Source organism: Shewanella sp. UCD-FRSSP16_17 (assembly GCF_001675935.1).
Classification (GTDB): domain Bacteria; phylum Pseudomonadota; class Gammaproteobacteria; order Enterobacterales; family Shewanellaceae; genus Shewanella; species Shewanella japonica.
On record NZ_LZFV01000024.1, the window covers coordinates 431,671 to 448,997 of the forward strand.

Consider the following 17,327-nt stretch of genomic DNA (forward strand, 5'->3'; position numbering starts at 1 on the left):
TACAAGAATGCATCGCCTTAATAAAGCAATGCCGTTTCTATGAAGAAACGGCATTTGATATGTTAGCGATTTAAATAATAACTTATTGATTCAGCATTTCACTGATTTTCACGCAGCCTTGTTCTTTTTGGCGTGCCTCAAGTAGTGCGCGACGCGTCATTTGAGATAAGCCCGTTTCGGTATCTAATACTCGGTTGATGGCTGCAATATTGGCATTGTTGCAAGCTGTTGGGATTAACGCACGATTGTAAGCCCGCATAAATACTGGGCCCTTTTTATCTGTTTCTGCAATATTGGCTAAGCGCTCTTCTGCCGTTGCTGCACTGAGTAGCTTTTGTTCACTTGGGTATAAATAATTCATCGCCACTCGTAACTTAGAGAAAGGCATGTCTGTATCGTGTTCAATATTGTGCAGCCATTGGCGCTTTATTTGCGCTTGTGGCCGACTGACTTCTGCCGCTATTGCAGATTTTTGGCCGCTATCAGAACTGTCTGCTTGCTTCTCTCTTGCAAGTAGTTTGGCACTATTTGGGTAATCATAACGGTTAAGTTGGATAATGATTTTCCAGCGTAGATCTTGGTTAATATTCAAGCCTCTAATCGCACTATGGCCGCTAAGAAGATCGGCTAAATGATCTAATGCATCACGACTGTTCGCCATGGCGATATAACTATCAAACCAGCGACGTTGGAAGTCAGGGTTATCATGATGCTGCATAGCCATACGTAAGCTCATTTGGCTCAGCGCGCGGTTAACTTTTTGTGCATAGGCTTGATGATTCGGCGCCATGCTGTTCAGGTATCGTTGTGCTTGTTTCAAGTTGCCGATAACTTGCCCTAAAATAGTGTAATCCTGCTCCTTAGGGGCATTAACCAGTGCAACATTGATAAATTGTTTTAAAGACGCTTTTCCATCAGCAACACTATCCCACATGCTCTGCCATAACATTGACCTAAGCAGCGGATCGTTGACTTTACTTAGCTGCTCTTTAGCGGTTTGAAATGACTGCTCATCGAGAGTCACCTTAACGTAGCCCCAATCATCAAAATTGGGGTAAACCAAATTAGGACAGTGCTTACCAATAAGCTCTGGCACTGCGGTTTTCTCTCCTTTATAAGTCACGGCAACTTTAGGACCTGAGTGGACAGAATAACGACTAACATTAAATAGGGCGACTTGAACTCGTTGCTCTCGTAAAGTTGGTAGCTCGTTGCTTGGCGCGGTTTGCAGTAAATTGAATTGGCTTATGCGGCCATTTTCACAACGAAAATCAGCTTCAAGTGTGTTAACACCAGCTTGATATAGCCACGCTTGAGTCCATTGAGATAAATCTCGGTTACTGGCTTGTGCCAAGCTGCCAATAAAGTCATCGAGCTCAGCATTTTGGTAACTGTATTTTTCTAGGTACTGCTGAACCCCTTGCTGAAAAGTGTCCTCACCCAGTAAGTGACGTAATTGCTTTAGTGTTGACGCCCCTTTGTAATAGGTAATTGCATCAATATTATCAAATGCATTCATGCTGGTGGGGACTGGGACTTCTATTGGGTGAGTCGTCACTAAGCTATCTTGACGATAAGCGCTTTGTTTTCCATGGGCGTAAAATGTACGCCATGCATGGGTAAACTCAGTGGCTTCACTGGTTGCTAAGGTACCCATAAATGATGCAAAGCTTTCATTTAACCATAAGCCATTCCACCATTTCATCGTGACTAAATCACCAAACCATTGGTGAGCCATTTCATGCATAATAACTCCAGCAAGTCGCTGCTTTTGCGCTGCGGTCATCGTGTCTTTATACATGAATCGGTTTTCTGCAAAGGTGACTGCTGCTGCATTCTCCATTGCACCATATAAAAAGTCTGGCACTAATAATTGGTCATATTTTTTGAAAGGGTATTCGATGCCAAAGTAGTCATCAAAAAAGGTTAGGCCTTGCTTAGTGTAGGTAAACCAGTCCTTCGCGGTGACTTGCTCGGCGACAGACTGCCTAGCAAATAATCGCATCGGGTATTTGCCACTATTATCTTCCCAAACATGGTAAGGCCCTGCATGCATAGAAAAGTTATATGGGCTTAATTTAGGGGTAACTGGGAAAGTCCAAACATTGCTATTTGCTTGTTCGTCGATTTGTGTTTCACGCATGGTACTAATGACATGCCAATCTTTAGGCGCTGTGACGCTAATCTTATAGGTGGCTTTTAAGTCTGGTTGGTCAAATACGGCAAACATTTGTTGAGCTGCTGCTGGTTCAAAGTGTGAATAGAGATAAACTTTGTTATCTACAGGGTCAACAAAACGGTGTAAGCCTTCACCGTTGGTGCTGTGTTCACGGCTATATTCCACTTCAATGGTATTGCGCCCCGTACTTAATAGCTGAGGGTTAATGGTGAGGTAAGCATCATTGTAGTTGGGGTAGATTGCTTTGCCATTCACCACAAATTTACTGATGTTGGCTTTGTTTAAGTCCAGTGTAAGCGGCTCTTTATTATTGCTGAGGATAAAGTCTACTGTTGTATTTGCATTAAAATGAGTGTCACCAGTTAATGTAAATTGCAGTTGGTAGTTGACTTCAGAAATGATAGTTGAGCGAGCCATCGCTTGTTGCTGACTAATATTAGCACTGCCATCTCGCTCAGTAAGACCGATATTGGATGTACTTGAGCAAGCAAACAGGCCGGCACAAGTTAGCGCGACGATTGACGACTTAAACAATTTCACTTTTTCTTCCCTAAATTTATTATTGTTATATTCACGGTTATAAAAAAGCCGACTCAAGGTCGGCTAAATTTTATGGTATCAGAGGTTTATAGACCTAAGAAAGACTTAGATTTTACTTTACGAATTTCTTTTTCATCAGACCACTCGATTAGACCTGTTTCTAGATCCATTAGGCGCATAGTCATTTTGTAGTAAACATCTTTTGTGCTGCCATCTTGTTTTACGATGCTAGATAAGTTGCCGTAAAGCATGTATTGCGCACCAACTTGGCGACCAAATTTAATTGCTGTTGATGGGTCAACCATTCCTGCATTGTTTTGGTAATCTAGCTGCTTACGCACCGCATCCACTTTTGTCATATCGATAAAGCGGAACTTGCCTGAGCGAAGTAACTTGTTGCTGATAGTGTCAGTAACAGATTCTGTATCAATATGCTCTGAGGTTTTATTTTTAATTTTGTCGACGAAGATAATTGGGCGATCGTTTTGAGTCATTACAATCACAGGTGGGAAGGTCAACATGCTATCAACCATTTTAGCAGCAATAGCTTGCAAATCCGTTGAGCCAAAGTTTTCATTGACGGTTTCTACTTCAGTTGCGTCGCCATACTCAACCTTAGATTGACAAGCTGATAGCCCGATTGCAGCGGCTAAAACAAAAATCAGTTTAAAATGTTTCATAGTAAGTTCCATATTGAATATGACTTATAAATAGTCGAGTTAGATAATTATTGAATAAAAACGGGTTTGATTTCCAGTCTCTATCACCCAAATTAATGTTGCACGGTTTGGTTTTACATCAATTTTAGCCGCAGGACTGTTGCCTAAACGGATTTGATACTCGCCTGGCTCTATGTACTGGCGGGCAATTTGTGCTTGTCGAGGCAAGGTTAACCAACTTCGTCTGTCAGCTTGCTCTGTCACAACGTTAAAAATTTGCATTAATATTGCCGCCGCATCTGCTTCGTTATTACGGCGTTTACTGCCACTTTCGACGCTTCGAGTCATTTCAGACTTAGTATAGACCCGCGCAGCTTGACGCACCAAGGCTGCAGGTAAATCTTCTTTTAATGCATTAATTGCTAAGGCATCGATATTGGCAATAGGTTCCGCTTTTAATACGGTTCCGAGCCCTTGGATTGTGGATGGTGCAATTTGTTGCCTATGGGGCTGGTAAGTTGCAAGTGACACGGTTTGCCAGTTGCCATCAATAGTGAAGGGGACCGTTAGGCTTTGTTTTTCTGGTACAAAGCCTTTTTCAACCACCATAACTACTTGGCCTTGACCTTTTTTAGGTAAAATAGCATCACCCCAACGACGTTTAAATTCATCATATTGCGGCATGGAAAGTTGCTTGGCGAGTCGAACTAGGTCTTGTTGCAAGTACTTATTATTGGGAGTGATTTGAGCGGCTTTTCGGTAGTCAATGTACGCATCATTAGGCTCACCTAATAACTCATGCAACAAGCCAGTGGTGTAATAACTGTAAGCATTCAAAAACGAGCTAGTGACAGTACCTGTCGCTTGGTCTAGTTTGTTAATTTCGCTATCAATCGTACCGTTAGCCATTGCTCTAACTGACTTTTGAGACTTTTGGTAGCGTGCTTGTTCACTGCTTTGCAGCTGGTTACTGCGGCGAACTTCGACTAATGCACCCTGTGCATCGCCAGAAAAGAGATAATTAAAGGCTTGATATTGATGCACCATAATGCGCTCATAACCCGGTCCACGATAAGGGATGGCATTATCGTTTAATACTAAACTACTGGCGGTAGCAGTCAGATCAGAGGCACTAATTGTGGCTCTGTCATCAAAGGCTTTATAAGCGCTAATCGCTTGTTCATAGTAGGTTTTACTGGCTTCAAAGTTACCAGATACTTGAGCGACTCTCCCCGCTTCTTGTGCATACAACAAGCCATCATTACTGTCGATTTGTGCTGCTAACTCAGGCAGTTTGGCTGCAGGTGAGGGACTGGCTAGGTTTTGTTTTATCGGCGCAATTTGAGATGGATAATTAATTAAAACGCTATTATATGCGCAGCCAGTTAAGCTGAAACAGATTAAAGCAATACTGAGCAATTTATTCATTGGCTCACACCTTGCCCGTCGAGTGATGGAGAATGTAAGTTATTGTATGACTGGTTGGGTATCGGAAAGTCAGCTTGAATGACATATTGCAGTTCTGGCATCTTGACCCGTTCAAGCAAGGTGATACCTTGCAAATGGTCAAACTCATGTTGAAAAATTCGTGCGATAAAACCGTCCAATTGCTGCTCGATACTATCGCCTTGAAGTGACTGATAACGAACAGTGATGCTTTTATGACGTGTTACTTCAAGACGTTGACCCGCTATAGATAAACAGCCTTCATTCTCTGTTTCCATTTCTTCAGACACCGCAATAATTTGCGGGTTAATCACCACAGTCGCTTGGGTGAGTGGCGCGCCAGGATAACGAGAGTTAGGTTTAGAATGCATGATAAAGATAGCTAAATTACTGAAAACTTGTGGGGCTGCAATCCCCACTCCATGAGCCGCATTCATTGTTGCTATCATACTGTTAGCAAGCTGAACCAAAGCTTGATCAAATGTCACCACAGCTTGTGTTTGGCGGGTTAAAATTGTTTCGCCAGTTTGGGCTATTGTCATGATGTCACTTGCAGGCATAACGTTCCTTAAATGTTTGCAGTTAATCTTGTATAAGTTAGGTGTAGCACAAGCTTACTTCGCGTTTTGCTTAGGACACCTTAGTTTTTGATTTCATGAGTAATCAATGTAACAAATAAAATGCAATGACACATTAATAGTGTGGCGGTGGTGTTTCTTCTGCTTGGGTTGCCATATTGCTTGGCTCCATCGCTTGCAGTTTATTGACGATTAATGACATTTGATGTTGTTGGAACGCAACTAAATCATTTAATTTAATGACTTCTTGGTTTAGCTCTTCGATTGTTGAATCTTGAAAAGCGATTTTCATTTCTAAATCATCAATTTTTTGTTGCATATCTTGCATGTTTTTCTCTCACATTGATGGGGATGAATTGCTTTAAGGTAGAGGTCCCCATGACTCAACTAAACCTTGATTACTGATACTGACTAAATTTTGCTGAGCATCACTTGCAATAGAGTATACAACGGCGCCTCTATTTTGACTGTTTTTAGTTAACTGAATTTGTCTATTGGCCAGTTTTTTACCCGATTGCACTTGCCAAAGGATAATTTCTTTTGAGGGTGACCCTGTGACGAGTATTTTATCCTGATGAATAAATCTAGCACTGCTGAAGGTCATTTGACGGCGGTTAATGGCTAATGAAGTGACTTCTTTGCCATCGCTGTTGTTATAGATATTTCCATTTCCGGTAATATCACTCGCGAAACTGAGTGAGCCACTTTGATTTAATTGCACTTTGCCGATACGAGAGCTGAACTGCCATTGGTGAATCGGTTGCCCTGTAGTGGCTTGCCATAAAATGACTTGTCCGTCATTAGAGCCTGTTAATGCACGTTGGCCATCTGCCGAAATAGAGACACTCGAGACGCGCTCATTATGGCCTAAAAACTTAATGAGACTTTGCTCAGGTGCTAGTGACATGACAGAACCATCAATTAATCCCACTAACGTTTGGGCGTTGTTGGCAATCGCAACTGACTGTGCCGATGCTGGCAGTGACCACCAACCGATAGATTGACCTGTTTCGACATTCCAAATGGCTAATGAATCGGTTGTGAGTGTTGCTGCATAGTGAGCATTGGCTGAAAATGCAGTATCAAACACATTATTGATAGTATTATCGGCCTTGTTACTGTGTTGCCAGCGATATTTTAAGCTTTCTTCCTTGAGATCCCATAATTGAACCCCATTACTTGAAGTACTGACGAGGGCAAGCTGCGCATCTTGAGACAAGCTCGCACTATAACTCGAGTCAGTCGTAATACTAAAGACGTTATCAGCCTTGGGCTGGCAGGCTGTCAGTGAGCAAATGCATAAAATCAGCATAATTAGTCGAAACATGAACTTGCTCCTATAAAAGTTGTCTTAATGGCTGCGTTATCATTCAGGCCATTGCTAAAAACACTTTATTTAGTATAAAGTGGCCAAATATATACAAAATTTTTACCTACCGGTTATTGTAACCGCTAAAGGACGCTGAGGAAGCTTTAATGAAATCTATTTACAAATTATCGTTAGTTGCATTGGCTGTTGTTGGTCTTACTGCATGTAACCAAGAACAAGAAGTTGTTGCCAAGAAAGTTGAATTAACAACTGATGCACAAAAAGAAGCTTACAGTGTTGGTGGCTCAATTGGTCGTTACATGGCAGGTCATATTACTGAACAAGAAGAACTAGGTTTTGCTGTTGATCGTGCTCTTGTTATTCAAGGTTTCAGTGATGGACTAGCTGATACGCTTGAGTTAACTGAAGAAGAAATGCAAACAGTACTTCAAGGACTTGATGCTAAGCTAAGTGAAAAACGTACAGAGCAAGCTGAGTTAATGGCGAGCAAAGCAGTTGAGGAAGGTAAAAAGTTCCTAGAAACTAACAAGGCGAAAGAAGGCGTTGTTACAACTGAATCTGGTTTACAATACGAAGTATTAGAAGCGGGTGAAGGCGAAACGCCAGTTGCTGAAGATACGGTTGAAGTACATTACAAAGGTACGTTAATTGATGGTACTGAGTTCGATAGCTCATACAGCCGTGGCGAACCAGCTAAATTCCCATTAAACCGTGTTATTCCTGGTTGGACTGAAGGTGTTCAGTTAATGCCTGTTGGCGCTAAGTACAAGTTCGTTATCCCATCAGAACTTGCTTACGGCGAACGTGATACTGGTACTATTCCAGCTAATTCAACTTTAGTATTTGAAGTTGAGTTACTTTCAATCGAGAAAGCACAAACTGAAGAAGCGCCAGCTGCTCAGTAATTGTGATAAAAAGAAAAGGACGCTGAGCGCGTCCTTTTTTTATGCCTAAATACTGGCTGAACATTTATCTACATTGGCTTTATAGCCACTTGAGGCGATAAAAAAGCCACATTTGCAGCGCAATAAGAACAATTAATCCCGCACAAAATGCCGAAAAAGCCCAAGGGATGTCAGTGCCTGGAATACCACCAATATTGACCCCTAGTAACCCAGTTAAAAAACCTAATGGTAGAAACACCGCAGAGATTAACGAAAGAAAATATAACCGTTTATTAAGCTGCTCTGACTGCTGAGATTGTAATTGCTCTTGAGTTACGCTTGCTCTATCACGCACAGCATCAAGATCTTCAATGACTCTGATTAAGGTTTCATTTATCTCACGTATGCGTAATTTGTGCTCATTATCAAACAGGAAATGACTATCATTGAGCAGTCGAGATAATGCGTCTCTTTGAGGTGAGAAGTAACGCCTTAGGGTCACTGTTTGTTTTCTTAATTCAGCAATATCCACTCGCAGCGTTGCCGCGCTAGGTAAGGTGATTTGATCGTCTAAGGTGTCGAGTTCATCTTCAAGGTTATGGATTAACTCCATTTTTCTTTCGGTTAATCGTTCGCACAAAGACACTAAAAAGTTAGCACTCGAGTTAATACTATTAGGGTGGTTAATGATCTGCTCGGCAATATCTTTAACCGATTGCAGTTGGCGCTCACAGGTGGAGATAATACGATGTTGCTGGGCATAGATTCGCATCGATACCATATCTTCAGGCGCTGAATTAGGATTAAGGTTTATGCCGCGCAGTGCCATTAAAATACCATCAGGAGAGCTCAATGTACGAGGGCGAGTGTGCTCTGCTAATAATGTGTCAGTTTCGGTTTGAGGCAACTGGGCGTTAATGATCCATTGTTGAGCGTCAGGATGGCTATAACGAAGATGCACCCAAAGTAATCCGTCATTAGGTTGCCATTGTTCAAGCTCACTTGCTGATAAACTTTTACCCGCATTCGATCCCGTTAACAATAAGCAATATATAAGCCTGTATCCATAGGTATCCTTGTATCCTATTGTTGTAGCATTATTTATTTGGGGTTTAATCCTTAATGAAAATAATATTAGCATTGAAGGCGAAATAGAGTGAATTTATTCAATTAGGACATTTTCATTATTTACATGTCGTAACTAAGCAGGTTTCCGGAATTTCGGTTAAAATAGAACAAAGCCTTATAGTTGAGTTTTATCATGGAATACGAGTTTCGCCGTAACAGTTTAGACGGCACTGTGTTTGCTGAATTTAGCATGGAGCATGCCATATTAGGGCGTTTTTTTGCTGAGCAATTGGCTACTGATGTTAATCGTTGCGAAGCGATATTAGCTCAAATAGAGCTTATTCGTGCGAGTAAGAAAAATGAATGGTTAATGCAAAGCGAAGACTTAGCTATGGTCATTGATAGTGAGCAGGTTAGAGTGTTTGTTAACGCGATTGATTTTGACGAAGACTTTGAGCTAGAAGAGGCGATGAGCATGTATGATGCAGAGTCAGAATCGTTTTGTGGGCTTGAGGATTTTGAAACAGCGCTAAAAAGCTGGATTTCGTTTATTAAGCAATAGCGGTTTGCTTACATGAGCAACAGATAAAGTATTCAATGTTTACATTTCAATAAAAAGGCGAACCTAAGGGTTCGCCTTTTTTGAGTCAGTTTGAAGACTAATGGTTTAAATATCTTACTGCCATTTCTGTACGGGATTTTGCATTGGCTTTACGGAGTAAGTTTTTAACATGCACTTTTACTGTGCCTTCACTGATGTGCAGCGCCTCTGCGACAACACGATTACTCTTGCCTTCTGCTAACTCTTTAAGAATTTGCAGCTCACGTGGTGTGAGCGATGCTATCCAAGTTTCATCATTGTCAGCATTTTTCAGCTCGTAAATATACTCTTCAACTTCGTCGCTGATCACACGATGACCTAGCATGGCTTTTTTAAGTTGCTCAAGTAATAAATCAGGCTCAGTGTCTTTGAGTAAGTATCCGTCAGCGCCAGCTCGCAGCAGACGAACAACATCTTGTTTGGCATCTGATACAGTTAAAATAACAATGCGGGCTGTTACTCCTTCTTGGCGCATTGCATTAAGTGTATCTAAGCCTGACATGCCCTTCATATTTAAGTCGAGCAGAATAATATCCGGTTCGTCTTCACCGATGGCGGTTAACGCATCCAATCCCGTTCCTGCTTCACCAAACAGTTTAAAATCACCGTCTGAGGTTATTAACTGACAAATACCACGTCGAAGAAGCGGGTGGTCATCTACTACTAATACTGAATAAGGTTTACCCATTTAGAGGCTCCTGCTGGGGTGGAAATACGAGAGAGACTGTTGTGCCGCCCTTCGGATTATTATCAAACTTGACGCTGCCATGCAGTTTAGTTGCACGTTCATGCATGATCCCAATACCAAAATGCTGATCTCGTTCTTTTAGATGCGACACGCCAATTCCATCATCCTTGATATTGATGTGTATCATATCAGAATCTGCCAAAAAACAATCAATTTCTATTTTTGAAGGTTTTGCATGCTTGATTGCGTTGATTGTTGCTTCACGTGTCAGTTGTAAAACATGGATATGTTGTTTCGCTGCCAGTAAGTGTGGTGAGAGCTGATAGTTAAGATTAATTTCAATACCAGACTGCTTACGCAATTGGCTTAACATTACTTCAATTGCTTGGCCTAAATTAGGATCTTTGATGGTTAATCTAAAGGTTGATAAAAGTTCTCTAAGCTGGCCGTATGCGGTGCTCACTCCATCATTAATATCTATCAGCTGGGTTTCAACTTTGTCAGTAATACAATTGGGGTCCATTTGTTTGCGTAACAAACTGACTTGAATTTTTAAATAGGAGAGAAGTTGTCCTAATGAATCATGGAGCTCTCTGGCTATTACCGCTCGTTCTTCCATTAATGCTAGCTGCTGTCTTTCCTCTGTCGCATTATGAATAACAATTGAACGGGTTAGCATCATAGCAAAATTAACAAATAGCATATTATTGAGTGGTTTATGCGAAATCACCTCAATATAACCTAGGCTTTTATCTTCTAATTGTAGGTTATATTTTACCGGTTTAATTTGTGCTTCTTGGGTTGTATCAGCTGTGTGTTCTTGCTTATTGGTATCAATCCAGCCGTTGTCAGCTTCAATACAATCGACCGAGTTATCAACATGTTCAATAACCAGCCTGACATAATCTAAATCTTCAAACTGCTGTAAATGAGTGAGTGCTGAACTGAGTGATTTATAATCTAAGCTGTCGGCGTGAAGTCGAATAAGGTTGTCGTATAAGAAACTTAACTCATTATTTGCACGGGTTAACGCAATGGTTTTGTCATTCACTTGCCCCTCAAGATCTTGATATAGAGTATCGAGCTCAGAGGCGGTTTTTTTGAAAGCTTCCCCTAGTGCATGCAGCTCTACATATTCTGTCTGAGGTACATCAACCTTGAAATTGCCCTTAGATATCGCGTTGGCGACATCCATCAATTGGAGTATAGGCTCTACCATTCTGATACGAGTGTATCGGGTAGCAGCGGTGGCAACAATCAACATTAAAAATAACCCGATGATTTGGCCTATGACCAAAATACGCAGTTTGAGCGCTGCAAAGCGCTCCATTTCAAGCACTAATAAATCAATTGTATCAACGAAATCTTTTAACGAAGCTGAGTACAAATCTTGTCGATTATTTTCAATGTGGGAGCGCATTTGTTCCCACTTATTGATGACCAATAAATATTGCTGTGACAAGTCATCAGGACTGTACCAAGTTAATGAGCGTTCTAACGCTTCAGAGTGGAGTGTTGCTTCGAATAAACTTATCTTTTCATTCAGTAATTTCTCATCTCTGTCTAAAAATAATTTTAACCGATAACTTTGCATACGGAGCGAGCCTGATGCATTGATTGCTCGGGCATCACCAATACTGAAAGTAAGGTTGATAATTGAATACACCGCCAAGCTGGAAGAAATGAAAATTAAGACTAACATTAGTCTAAGAATAGTGGAGGTTAGGCTGCCTCGTTTTGTCATTTTAAATCCAACTTTGGTTTGTTTTTAATGCTCATAATAGCCAAATATTACTTTAGCGATGACTGTTTTATATTAACAGATAATCAAAAATGTGATGTACAACATATTAACATGTTGATCTAGCGCAAGCTTATTGTTCAATACTCATAAAGGGGTATTCTTAATTTAACCTTAAATGGATAAGTTTGTTCATGGAGATGTCGTGAATATTTAAAATAAAATGTAACACGGAGATGAACGGTGATGAAGATGAAAGGAAGAGTTATTGCGCTTAGCGCATTGATGGCAACCAGTTTTATGATGACTAGTGCAATGGCTAGTGATAAGACTGAACCTCGTAACGATGTTTACAAGGACAAGTATAAGCAGCAATTTGAAAGCTGGCACGCAACGTCAGAAAGTACTGAAATTGTTGATGTGCTAGAAGAAGATCCAAACCTAGTTGTGTTATGGGCAGGTTACGGGTTTGCTAAAGATTACAATAAAGCACGTGGTCACCACTATGCTGTGACTGATGTGCGTAACACTTTACGTACTGGTGCACCGACTGGACCAGATGATGGCCCAATGCCTATGGCTTGTTGGAGCTGTAAAAGCCCTGACGTACCTCGCATGATTGAAGAGCAAGGTGAAGACGGTTACTTCAAAGGTAAATGGGCTAAAGGCGGTCCTGAAATCGTTAACACTATCGGTTGTAGTGATTGTCACGTAAAAGGTTCACCAAAATTACGTATTTCTCGTCCATATGTTGACCGTGCTTTAGAAGCCATTGATAAGCCATTTGATAAAGCTTCTCGTAAAGACAAGCAATCAATGGTTTGTGGTCAGTGTCACGTTGAATACTACTTTGAGAAAACAGCTGACCGTAAAGGTTATGTGAAATTCCCATGGGATAACGGTACCACTGTTGAAGAAATGGAAGTGTACTATGACGCAATCAACTTTGCTGATTGGACTCACGCAATTTCTAAAACACCTATGTTAAAAGCACAGCACCCTGGTTATGAAACTTGGATGTTAGGTATGCACGGTAAAAACAACGTAAGTTGTACTGACTGTCACATGCCACGTGTTGCTAAAGCAAACGGTAAAGGTAAGTTCACAGACCATAAAGTGGGTAACCCATTTGATCGTTTCGACGAAACTTGTGCAACTTGTCATGAAGGCAAAACAAAAGAGTTCATGATGGAAGTAACACATGAGAATCAAAAAAGTGTTACTGAAATTAAGCTAAGAGCTGAAACTCAGCTTGTACACGCTCACTTCGAAGCGGGTGCAGCTTGGGATGCTGGTGCGACTGAAGCGGAAATGAAACCTATCTTAACTGATATCCGTCATAGTCAATGGCGTTGGGACTTTGCAACTGCATCTCACGGTGTTGCTGCTCATGCTCCAGCTGAAGCATTACGTATTCTAGGTGGCGCAGTTGATAAAGCAGCTGATGCGCGTATCAAGTTAGCGCAATTACTTGCAGCTAAAGGCGTTAAAATGCCAATCGCTATTCCAGATATCTCGACTAAAGCTAAAGCACAAAAAGCCTTAGGTATGGACATGGATAAGATGAATGCTGATAAGCAAAAATTCTTAAAAGACCTTGTTCCACAATGGGATGCTGAAGCTAAAAAGCGTGAAGCAACTTACTAATAACACGATGTAATTAACATTAGTGTTGAGATAAAAAGCCCTCTTAGAGGGCTTTTTTTTTGGGCTTTAAAACCATTCATTATCATGTTACTACTATCTGATAGATCATAAGGAATGACGACAAAGCGGGGCGTATCATGAGTGATAATCACATCAATACTGAAGAAAAGGAAACTCCAAGCAGTCAAGATGTTACTGGATCTGAGCAGAGCCGCGGCTCTGATGATTTTATACATCAAGGAGGATGTTTATGCGGTGCAATTCGCTATCAGATTACACATCGTCCTTTTGACGCGGATTATTGCCATTGCAGTCAATGTCAAAAATCTTCTGGTGCTGTTTTTCAAGCGTGGATGGATTTTAAGGTTGAGCAGGTCGAGTGGATTGCGGGCAAGCCCGTCGAATTTGCCTCTTCTGAACATGTTCGCCGAGGTTTTTGTCAGCAATGTGGCTGTACGATCAGTTTTAGAGATACTCGCCACCCAGGCTACTATACTTTGACCATTGGCTCGCTAGACAACCCAAACCTTATTCACCCGAATTACCATATTCATACAGCGAACCAAGTGAGTTGGCTTAATATTCTTGATACCTGCGAGCGCTACCCGCTTGATCGCAGTTAATTACTCAAAAAAGCTTATCGGCGCATCGCTTGCTGGCTAGGTTACAGCGTCTCTCATTAGAGGCTGTAACGCTAAGCTTGTTATGGTGAGACTGTTATGGAGAGATAGTTATCACTTGCCAGTGTGGTAGCTTCTCATTTAGATCCGGGATGATTTTATCGGCATCGCCACGCAAAACAATAACGGGATTACCTTCAAAAACATGGTTAGCCATGGTTGTTATTGCTTTTGGTGTCAGTGAGTTAAGGGTTTCATGTTGTAATTGCTCAAAGCTAGCTGTTCTACCTAAAAGTAAGTTGTTAATATAACGGCTTTCTTTGCCGTATTTATGGTCGCTTGCCAGTTGTTGTTTACCCATTAAGTAAGTGATCACTGCATTAATTTCAGTCTGTTTAGCTGCTTGTTCTTTTAACAACTGAGTATGATCGATTATTCCTTTTAGGAATGCGCCAGAATTCTCTAGTGAAGTGCTGCCATAAAAATACAGGTATTGACTTAATGGCGCATCGACACACCGACCGTAAATACCATATGTGAGCCCACGTGTTTCACGTAAATCATAAAATAGCCGCCCTGAGTAACTTCGACCGAGTAATGCTGCGATGGTTTTGCAATCGGTACTATTTTGATGGTGATTTGTGGTGTTGACCAGATCAGGTTTTGCTAACACAAAGCCAACTCGAGCTTGGGTTTGAACAGCATCTTTAGCGTCAATGATAAGAATTGTCTGTGTTGATTGTTTTGTTGCTGAACCAGTGCTGTTGGTAATGATATTTGGTTGTATTTTAGTCAAGTTAGGCTGAGTTGTGGCTAACCAAGTTGGCACAAAAATATCAGAGTTGGTTATGGTTGCGTTTTGCTTGTTGGCAGAGCTAGTTGAAGTGCTACTCGAAAGGTTATTCAATTGACTATTCAATGGGCTATCCAATGGGCTATTCAAAGAGCTCTGAGCAACACCATGTGTAGCCGAAGTTATTGGAGAGGGGATAAATAAATGCCATTGAAGTTGCTGACGTATTTTGTTGTGTAAAGTTTGCAGTGTCGTGTTATCTAGCTCATTGATTGCTGACTGATTGCGAACATTGAGATTGTAAGGGTGCTGTTGTCCTAATAGCTGCTGGCGAAATGTCGTGTCAATTTCAGAACCAGTAAAAGCACCAATGTGTTTATTAAGTTTCAAGTTGCGTTTGACGGTTGCAATATTGATGTCGCTTAGCGCACCTTTTTGCCAAAACTGCCAGAGCTGTTGCTGCAATTGTTGATCGGTTGCGCTGCATTCAATGGTCATTCCTACGCTATGAAGACTGGCTCTTATCTTAATGCTGCTCAAGCAGCTTGCCATTTGTGGTGAGTAGGCGGTTGTATTGGCCATTTCTTCAAGTTTTTGCTTGAAAGCTTCAACTAAAATATCGGGGTGAGTTATCGGTTGCTGGGCTGAAATGCCGATTAAGTATAGTCGATTTAACCCAGAGTCATTAACCGCACTTGATAGCCACTGATGAGCGTGAAACTGCTTTGTTAAGGTTATGGTGTGCGGTAACTGATAAGCAACTGGTTTTATAGCTTTAGATTGTGCTTGTTGAGTATTGGCCAATAACTGGGATAAATTGGTTGACGTATTGCTAGCAGAGGTGTGGTTTTCTGGAACGTCAAATGACGGAATGTTCGGCGCTTGCGCTTCGGTAAAGTGAATGGGTGAGTGCTGACAACCTAATGTCATTAATGCCAACATTATCATGCTGCTGATAATAATGAGTTTGGGATGTTTGTTTTTTTGTATCAACATTATAGCGCCCAGCCTTCTAGCGTCTCAGCCATTCCTTGGGGTAATACTTCAAGTACGCTTTTACCCCATCGAATGTACCAAGGTGGTAGCAAGTCCACTCGAACTGTTTTATCAATAAAATACGCTTGGGTAACTCGCGATATATCATCAGGAAGTACTGCTTGAATACGCTGCCATGGCTGCGTTAATGGCGCATATTTATCTCTATTGGCTGTATTTGATAAGTGTTTAGCAAGTGTTTGCGAGTGCGAAAACTGCTGTAACTGTTGAGATAGTGCTAAGGTTTTAAGTTCACATAATTGTTGCTCTGTTATCCCATTGGTCATGATGTCGGTAAATAGTGAATCAGTTAATTTCTGTAGCTCATTTAGTGAGGTGTTTGCCCGCGGGACGAGAACCAAATTGGTGACGCCGTGATTCTCCATTGTTAATGGAATTGAATAACTGAGCATGTGAGATGGCGATGCTAATGTTTGCTTAGCGAGAGCGCTGCGTAGGTTTTGAAATAAATATCCTTGCAGTAAAGAAATAGCTTCATAATCTGCATGCTCTCTTCCAACAGTATGCCAAGCCATAAGGATTGCTGGCCATGGACCACGCTCATCGACGATTTCTGTTTGAATTGCTTTAGCATTAATACTGAGTTGTTCGAAGCTATCATGAGGAATATTTGGTGATGTCCAGCCTGAAAAGTGCTGTTTTACAAGGGCAAGACTATCCTCTTCTAAATGGCCTACTAAGGATAATTGCATTGCGTCAGGGCGATAGTAACGTTGATGAAATGTCTGTAATGCTGAGGCGGTAGCACTGGTGACGTCCTGTTTACTGCCAATAATCGCATGTGCATAGGGACTGCCTTTTACTTGCGATAATAAAAACTCCATAGCGGGACGTATGTAGGGTTGATTATCAATGCTAGTTGCCATTTCCTCTAAGACAGCACCTTGTTGATTGTTGACTGTTTCAGCTGATAACACTGGGTTAATAAAGCGATCAGCCTCTAAAAATAAACTTAAAGCCAAGGCTTGAGCTGGGATAGTGGCGTAGTAATTGGTGTAATCAAAATGAGTACTGGCATTAAACTGAGCTCCTATTGCACTCATGGTTCTTGGGTAGCTATCTGCTGGTGCATTAAGGCTGCCTTTAAACAGAAGGTGCTCAAATAAGTGTGCATAGCCTGATTGTCCACTGGGTTCGTTCCTAGAACCAACATTAAATTGACTGGCAATGGAGACAGTGGCTTGTTCGGGTCTGTGTACTTGTCTCAATATTAATCCGTTATCGAGCTCTGTTAGCGCTATTTGGTTTTCAATATGTTGTAGTTGGTTGATTTGCGACTGAAGCAGACATTGGGAGTTGGCTTGCAGTTGAGGGCTGAGCACGACACTGATAAAAGACATCCCATAAGCAATATATTGTTTAAAACTAGAGCGCTTAGGCGGAATGAAGTCAGGTTGTGTCACTATGTCACCAGCATATTCGTAAATGATGTTGATTAGATTACTTTTATAGCGCTTGTTACTCAAGTTTACTTATTAAGATGGGGAAATAGCAAAA

15 protein-coding genes are annotated in these 17,327 nt (G+C 41.3%); 4 read left to right on the top strand and 11 right to left on the bottom strand.

The window, feature by feature from the left end:
• Positions 1-82 precede the first annotated feature (82 nt).
• From pepN to A9267_RS13420, 6 genes are all read right to left on the bottom strand, one after another.
• On the bottom strand, positions 83-2,719 hold the full coding sequence (gene pepN, locus A9267_RS13395; RefSeq protein WP_065109516.1) for an aminopeptidase N: 2,637 nt from the start codon (positions 2,717-2,719) through the stop codon (positions 83-85).
• Positions 2,720-2,805: 86 nt separating this feature from the next.
• On the bottom strand, positions 2,806-3,399 hold the full coding sequence (gene lpoB, locus A9267_RS13400; protein WP_174567611.1) for a penicillin-binding protein activator LpoB: 594 nt from the start codon (positions 3,397-3,399) through the stop codon (positions 2,806-2,808).
• A gap of 39 nt (positions 3,400-3,438) precedes the next feature.
• Positions 3,439-4,806, bottom strand: coding sequence for a COG3014 family protein (locus A9267_RS13405; RefSeq protein ID WP_055025111.1), 1,368 nt, complete (start codon positions 4,804-4,806; stop codon positions 3,439-3,441).
• Positions 4,803-5,384 carry a peptide deformylase gene (gene def, locus A9267_RS13410; protein WP_065109517.1) on the bottom strand — a complete coding sequence of 194 codons (582 nt, stop codon included), beginning with the start codon at positions 5,382-5,384 and terminating at the stop codon, positions 4,803-4,805. Before def ends, A9267_RS13405 begins: the two co-directional genes overlap by 4 nt.
• A gap of 133 nt (positions 5,385-5,517) precedes the next feature.
• A complete protein-coding gene (locus A9267_RS13415) occupies positions 5,518-5,730 on the bottom strand; it encodes a SlyX family protein (protein ID WP_055025112.1) in 213 nt (70 codons plus the stop codon).
• A gap of 33 nt (positions 5,731-5,763) precedes the next feature.
• On the bottom strand, positions 5,764-6,729 hold the full coding sequence (locus A9267_RS13420) for a WD40 repeat domain-containing protein (protein WP_065109518.1): 966 nt from the start codon (positions 6,727-6,729) through the stop codon (positions 5,764-5,766).
• A 149-nt stretch (positions 6,730-6,878) separates the two neighbouring features.
• Here A9267_RS13420 and fkpA point away from each other — a divergent pair, with 149 nt between their 5' ends.
• Entirely contained in the window at positions 6,879-7,637 is a 759-nt protein-coding gene (gene fkpA / locus A9267_RS13425; RefSeq protein ID WP_055025114.1) for an FKBP-type peptidyl-prolyl cis-trans isomerase, read from the top strand.
• A 79-nt stretch (positions 7,638-7,716) separates the two neighbouring features.
• On the opposite strand, the gene A9267_RS13430 is transcribed toward fkpA, so the two are convergent.
• Positions 7,717-8,658, bottom strand: a complete 942-nt coding sequence (locus A9267_RS13430; protein ID WP_231919119.1) for a zinc transporter ZntB — start codon at positions 8,656-8,658, stop codon at positions 7,717-7,719.
• Between the two features lie 219 nt (positions 8,659-8,877).
• Here A9267_RS13430 and A9267_RS13435 point away from each other — a divergent pair, with 219 nt between their 5' ends.
• Positions 8,878-9,246, top strand: a complete 369-nt coding sequence (locus A9267_RS13435; RefSeq protein WP_055025116.1) for a YacL family protein — start codon at positions 8,878-8,880, stop codon at positions 9,244-9,246.
• Positions 9,247-9,343: 97 nt separating this feature from the next.
• Here the strand turns inward: A9267_RS13435 and A9267_RS13440 are convergent, their stop codons facing one another.
• On the bottom strand, positions 9,344-9,973 hold the full coding sequence (locus A9267_RS13440; protein ID WP_055025117.1) for a response regulator: 630 nt from the start codon (positions 9,971-9,973) through the stop codon (positions 9,344-9,346).
• Positions 9,966-11,717 (bottom strand): nitrate/nitrite two-component system sensor histidine kinase NarQ, encoded by a 1,752-nt coding sequence (gene narQ, locus A9267_RS13445; protein WP_065109519.1) that lies wholly within the window; start codon positions 11,715-11,717, stop codon positions 9,966-9,968. Before narQ ends, A9267_RS13440 begins: the two co-directional genes overlap by 8 nt.
• 243 nt (positions 11,718-11,960) lie before the next feature.
• On the opposite strand from narQ, the gene nrfA reads away from it, so the two are divergent.
• Together nrfA and A9267_RS13455 are read left to right on the top strand one after the other, a co-directional pair.
• Complete coding sequence (nrfA, locus tag A9267_RS13450; protein ID WP_055025119.1) at positions 11,961-13,361, top strand: ammonia-forming nitrite reductase cytochrome c552 subunit; 1,401 nt, start codon at positions 11,961-11,963, stop codon at positions 13,359-13,361.
• 137 nt (positions 13,362-13,498) lie between these two features.
• Positions 13,499-13,984, top strand: a complete 486-nt coding sequence (locus A9267_RS13455; RefSeq protein ID WP_082972369.1) for a GFA family protein — start codon at positions 13,499-13,501, stop codon at positions 13,982-13,984.
• A gap of 94 nt (positions 13,985-14,078) precedes the next feature.
• On the opposite strand, the gene A9267_RS13460 is transcribed toward A9267_RS13455, so the two are convergent.
• Positions 14,079-15,770: an insulinase family protein gene (locus tag A9267_RS13460; RefSeq protein ID WP_065109520.1), complete on the bottom strand. Its 1,692-nt coding sequence runs from the start codon at positions 15,768-15,770 to the stop codon at positions 14,079-14,081.
• Positions 15,770-17,233: a M16 family metallopeptidase gene (locus A9267_RS13465; RefSeq protein WP_231919120.1), complete on the bottom strand. Its 1,464-nt coding sequence runs from the start codon at positions 17,231-17,233 to the stop codon at positions 15,770-15,772. Before A9267_RS13465 ends, A9267_RS13460 begins: the two co-directional genes overlap by 1 nt.
• Positions 17,234-17,327 lie beyond the last annotated feature (94 nt).